The sequence below is a fragment of the Kitasatospora sp. NPDC058965 genome (assembly GCF_042741245.1).
Classification (GTDB): domain Bacteria; phylum Actinomycetota; class Actinomycetes; order Streptomycetales; family Streptomycetaceae; genus Kitasatospora.
Map to the genome: position 1 here is coordinate 1 of NZ_JBHYKG010000463.1, position 4987 is coordinate 4987.

Genomic DNA, 4987 nt, shown 5'->3' on the forward strand with positions numbered 1-4987 from the left:
GAGTCGCGGACCACCAACCGGGTCGGCAGCACCACCGGGTCGGACGGGCCGTGGTGCAGCAGTTCCATGGCCTGGATGCCGAGTTCCTCCACCGGCTGGCGCACCGTGGTGAGGGCGGGGCGGGCCTTGGCCGCGGCCGGCGCATCGTCGAAGCCGATCAGCGCCACGTCGTCGGGCACCCGCAGGCCGCGGCGGCGCAGCGCCCGCAGGGCGCCCAGGGCCATCTGGTCGGAGGCCACGAACACCGCGTCCAGCGAAGGCCGTTGGTCCAGCAGGCGGAGCATCGCGTGCTCGCCGGAGACCCCCGTGAAGTCGCCGTAGGCGACGGCGGCGCGCACGTCGGCACCGGCCTCGGACATCGCCTGGTGGTAGCCGGCCAGCCGGTCCGCGCCGGCGGCGGTGTCGGGCGGGCCGGCGATGGTGGCCACCGAGCGGCGCCCGGCCAGGCAGAGGCGGCGCACCGCGTCCCTGGCACCGGCCAGGTTGTCGGCGTCCACGTAGCAGACCGTGCCCGGCTCGGCGGGTCGGCCGAGCGCCACCACCGGTACCCGGGCCGCCTGCAGCAGCCTGGTCAGCCCCGAGTCGCCCCACGGGCCGACCAGCACCACGCCGTCCACGTGGCCGGCGCACAGGAAGCGGACCAGGGGTGGGCGTCTTGACCGCCGGGGCACCGTGAAGACCGCCAACTCGCGTTCGGCGCCCGGCAGCGCGCGGCGCAGGCCGGCCAGCAGCCGGGCGTGGAACGCGTCCACGTGGTACTGCAGCGGGTCGGCGAAGACCACCACGGCGACCACACCGGTCTCCCGGGTGCTGGCCGCGCGCCGGCGCACGTAGTGGAGTTCGCGGGCCGCCCGCTCGACCTTGGCGGCCATCTCGGTGGAGACCGGGGCGGAGCGGTTCAGCACCCGGGAGGCGGTGGCGGTGGAGACCCCGGCCCGGCGTGCCACCTCGGCCAGCGTGGCGGGCGAATCAACGTGCGGGAACGGGGAGTTGGCAGGGCTCACGAGAGCAGGCATGGGCGGCGTCCTGAGTCGATGCTGAGTGCACGGTGTGTCGTGCGGCCGCCGCCACCCGCGCCGGGCCACCACGATCATCAGCTTGCGGGGTCGCCGCGCCCGCGTCAAGACGTCCGGCGCACCCCGGCGCCGTCCCCCGGGAGAGTGTCAGGTCCATCATGCCAGCTCAGCGGGGCCGGCAGTAGGACCAAGCGCACGTTGCCCGCGGTGGAGGGGGAGCCGCAGACTCGACGTCACATCCACTTCCGCCGGCACGCGTCGGCCCCGGCTGCCCGGGGTCGGCACGGTCGTCGTGCCGCGGCGGGGGTGCGGGTTGCGAACGATGGGGGACGACGGTGGATCAGGACGCGATTCTGCGGGCGAAGGTGCTGCTGCTGGGCGCGAACCGGCGGGTCATCCGCGGGACCCGGGCGCTGTGGGCGTACCGGGTGCTGACCGGGGTCAACCCCGAGGCGTACGGCTCCAAGCTGGCGCTGGTCCTGGTGGAGGCCAGTCGCTCGGCCCGGGTGGCCGAGCTGCCGCAGGCCCGGGCGGCGCTGCTGGAGGAGGCGGTGTGGGTGGCACGGACGCTGAGCGCGGCCAACCCGTACCGGGCCAAGGTGCTCGCGCTGGCGCAGGCCGAGTCGGCGGGGGAGGCGGGGGCGTCGTAGCCCCTGCGCGGGCCGGCGGCGCGGGCTGCGCGCCGCCGGCCGGGTGCGTCCTACAGGTTGTGCTGCAGGCGGTTGGCCATCAGCTTGAGGAACCGGCTCGGCTCGGCCGGCTGGCCGCCCTCGGCCAGCAGGGCCATGCCGTAGAGGAGTTCGGCGGTCTCGGCGACCGCCTCGTCGGCCGGCCGGTCGGTGTGCGCCCGGTGCAGGCCGACCACCAGCGGGTGGCCCGGGTTGAGCTCCAGGATCCGCTTGGCGCGCGGCAGTTCCTGGCCCATCGCGCGGTACATCGCCTCCAGCGCCGGGGTGGCGTCGTGCGTGTCGGAGACGACGCAGGCGGGGGAGACGGTCAGCCGGGTGGAGAGGCGGACCTCCTTGACCTCCTCGCCGAGCTGCTCGGTCATCCAGCCGAGCAGGCCCGCGAACTCCTGCTTGCGCTGCTCGCGGTCCTCCTGCTGCTCCTGGTCCGGCTCGGTGTCCAGGTCGAGTTCGCCCTTGGCCACCGAGCGCAGCTGCTTGCCCTCGAACTCCGGCACCGCCTCGACCCACAGCTCGTCCACCGGGTCGGTGAGCAGCAGCACCTCGACGCCCTTGGCCCGGAACGCCTCCAGGTGCGGGGAGTTGTCCACCGCCTGGCGGGACTCGCCGGTCAGGTAGTAGATGTGCTGCTGGCCCTCCTTCATCCGCTCGACGTACTGCTTGAGGCCGGTCTGCTCCTCGGCGTCGCGGGTGGAGGCGAAGGAGGCGGCGGCGAGGATCGCGTCGCGGTTCTCGGAGTCGCTGAGCAGGCCCTCCTTCACCACCCGGCCGAACTCGCGCCAGAGCGTGGCGTACTTCTCCGGCTCGCCGGTGCGCAGGTCCTTGACGGTGGAGAGGATCTTCTTCGCCAGCCGACGGCGCATCAGCTGGATCTGGCGGTCCTGCTGCAGGATCTCGCGCGAGACGTTGAGCGAGAGGTCGGCCGCGTCCACCACGCCCTTGACGAAGCGCAGGTACGGCGGCATCAGCGCTTCGCAGTCGTCCATCACGAAGACCCGCTTGACGTACAGCTGGACGCCGCGCTGGTAGCCCTGGGTGTACAGGTCGTGCGGGGCGTGCGCGGGGACGAACAGCAGCGCCTGGTACTCGAAGGTGCCCTCCGCCTGGAGGCGGACCACCTCCAGCGGGTCGCGCCAGTCGTGGCTGATGTGCTTGTAGAGCTCGTGGTACTCGGCGTCGGTGACCTCGTCCCGGGAGCGGGCCCAGAGCGCCTTCATCGAGTTGACCGGCGCCGGCGTGCCGCCGTCCGCGGGCTCCTCCTCGCCGACCAGGCGGATCGGCCAGGTGATGAAGTCCGAGTACTTCTTGACGATCTCGCGGATCTTCCAGGCGGCCGTGTAGTCGTGCAGCTGGTCGTCGGTGTCGGTCGGGCGCAGCTTGAGGGTGACCGCGGTGCCCTGCGGGGCGTCCGGGACGGCCTCCAGGGTGTAGGTGCCGGCGCCGCTGGAGGTCCAGCGGGTGCCGTGCTCCTCGCCGGCCTTGCGGGTCACCAGGACCACCTCGTCGGCCACCATGAAGCTGGAGTAGAAGCCGACGCCGAACTGGCCGATCAGGGTCTCCGCGGCCGACGCGTCCTTGGCCTCCTTGAGCTCCTGGACGAACTGCGCGGTACCGGAGTTGGCGATCGTGCCGATGAGCTGGATGACCTCGTCGTGCGACATGCCGATGCCGTTGTCGCGCACCGTCAGGGTGCGGGCCCCGGTGTCGGCGGCCAGCTCGATGTGCAGGTCGGAGACGTCCGCGCCGAGCGAGTCGTCGCGCAGCGCCGCCAGGCGCAGCTTGTCCAGTGCGTCGGAGGCGTTGGAGATCAGCTCGCGCAGGAACACGTCCTTGTTCGAGTAGATCGAGTGGATCACCAGCTGCAGCAGCTGGCGGGCTTCGACCTGGAACTCAAGGGTCTCGGCGGACATGGCGGGTGGATCCTCCTCCGGGTGTCGGGTGCTGTCCGTCGAGAACTGTAGATCACCGGTGACGCAGGGAAGTGACGCTCGAACAGATGGTGCCCGGTGGGTGGGGTCGGGCGGCGTCGGCGGGGTGCCGGAACTGCCTGGCGGTGCGGGCGGGCGGCGGCTATGCTCCCGGCGATGACTACTCACTCCGTGATCAGATCGGGGGTCCCGTCCGCGCAAGGTGAGTGCTGATGGCCACTCACACCGTTGTCGCGAACGGGGATTCCTCCCGTACCTTCTGGCTGCGCGTGCGCGAGTTCGCCGTGCCGGCCACCATGATCGAGACTGCCACCGCCCGCCGCACCGTCGGCGACTGGGGCGGTGCGTGCGCCGCCGCCGGCGTGGACGTCGATCTCCACCCGCGTGCCGTGGCCCGCAGCCACGGGCGCGAACTCGCCTCCCGGCTGCGGGACGACCTGCGGCAGCTGGCTCCGGACCTGCTGCGCTGGCACCTGCCCCGGATCGCCCCGGACGGGCTGTTGCGGCCCGGGCTGACCCTCTCGCTGGCCCGCTACGAAGGCGCCGCGCGGGACGGGGTCGGTGCGGCGCACCTGGTGGTGCGGACGCCGCCGACACCGTGCACCCGCTTTGCCGCGCCGAGGGCATCCCGCTGCTCGGCGGTGGCGGCACCGACCTGCGCACCGGCTTCCGGACGGCCCTGCGCACCCGCCCCGACGTCATCGTCGTCCTGACGGACGGACAGACCCCGTGGCCCGGCGAACGCCCGCCGTGCCGCACCGTCGTCGGCCTGTTCCCGCGCCGCCGTGCCGCCTACGACGAGGACGACCCCGACTACGTCCCGGACCGGCCGCCGCCGTGGGCCCGGGTGGTGGAGATCGGCGCGGCGTGAGGCTCGGCGTGAGGAGTGGCACCGGGCGGACCCGCGGCCCGGTCAGCCGCGCGGCTCCGTCGGCGCCGGGCCCGCCCGGCCCGCCCGGCGCAGCTGGCGCAGCGTCCAGCCGCGGCCGGTCGGGTCGAGCGGTGCGGTCGCGGTGGTGAAGAGCTCGGCGGCCCGGCGGTAGGACAGCCGCCCGCGCCCGGTCAGCGGGCAGCGGTCGGCCGCCGGCACGGTGGCCGGTGCCCGGCGGTCCGTCAGCAGCAGCGGACCGCCGGCCCGGCTGACCAGGAGCAGCGGCAGCAGCCGGGCCGTGCCGGGCCCCCAGCGCAGGTCGGCCGCGCGGCCGCGGCCGCGCCGCGCGGAGGCATCCAGGTCGTCGACGTCCAGCGCCAGCACCCGTTCGAGGTCGACGGCGCGCTCGCGGTCCAGGCGCAGGGCGGTGGCCCGCACCGCGGTCAGGTCGGTCTGGTCGGCGACCGGCTCGAACCGGTGGTGCGC

Annotated in this window: 4 protein-coding genes and 1 pseudogene; 2 read left to right on the top strand and 3 right to left on the bottom strand. The window is 73.9% G+C overall.

The features are described from left to right. Positions 1-1016: LacI family DNA-binding transcriptional regulator (locus ACFW1A_RS38485; RefSeq protein ID WP_380417972.1), on the bottom strand; the 1016-nt coding region annotated here is incomplete at its 3' end. 335 nt (positions 1017-1351) lie between these two features. Here ACFW1A_RS38485 and ACFW1A_RS38490 point away from each other — a divergent pair. Further along, on the top strand, positions 1352-1666 hold the full coding sequence (locus tag ACFW1A_RS38490; protein WP_380417974.1) for a hypothetical protein: 315 nt from the start codon (positions 1352-1354) through the stop codon (positions 1664-1666). 50 nt (positions 1667-1716) lie between these two features. Here ACFW1A_RS38490 and htpG read toward each other — a convergent pair whose 3' ends face one another. Further along, the gene (gene htpG / locus ACFW1A_RS38495) at positions 1717-3612 is read right to left on the bottom strand and encodes a molecular chaperone HtpG (protein WP_380417976.1); all 1896 of its coding nucleotides are present in this window, start codon (positions 3610-3612) and stop codon (positions 1717-1719) included. A gap of 616 nt (positions 3613-4228) precedes the next feature. Here htpG and ACFW1A_RS38500 point away from each other — a divergent pair. Then, complete coding sequence (locus tag ACFW1A_RS38500) at positions 4229-4501, top strand: VWA-like domain-containing protein (RefSeq protein ID WP_380417978.1); 273 nt, start codon at positions 4229-4231, stop codon at positions 4499-4501. 42 nt (positions 4502-4543) lie between these two features. Here ACFW1A_RS38500 and ACFW1A_RS38505 read toward each other — a convergent pair. Further along, positions 4544-4987 (bottom strand): annotated as a pseudogene (locus tag ACFW1A_RS38505) (RNA polymerase subunit sigma); the annotation flags it as partial.

What these genes read in the sequence shown, in the direction of transcription:
- htpG (WP_380417976.1), bottom strand. Translation starts at nt 3,612, where the DNA reads ATGTCCGCCGAGACCCTTGAGTTCCAGGTCGAAGCCCGCCAGCTGCTG.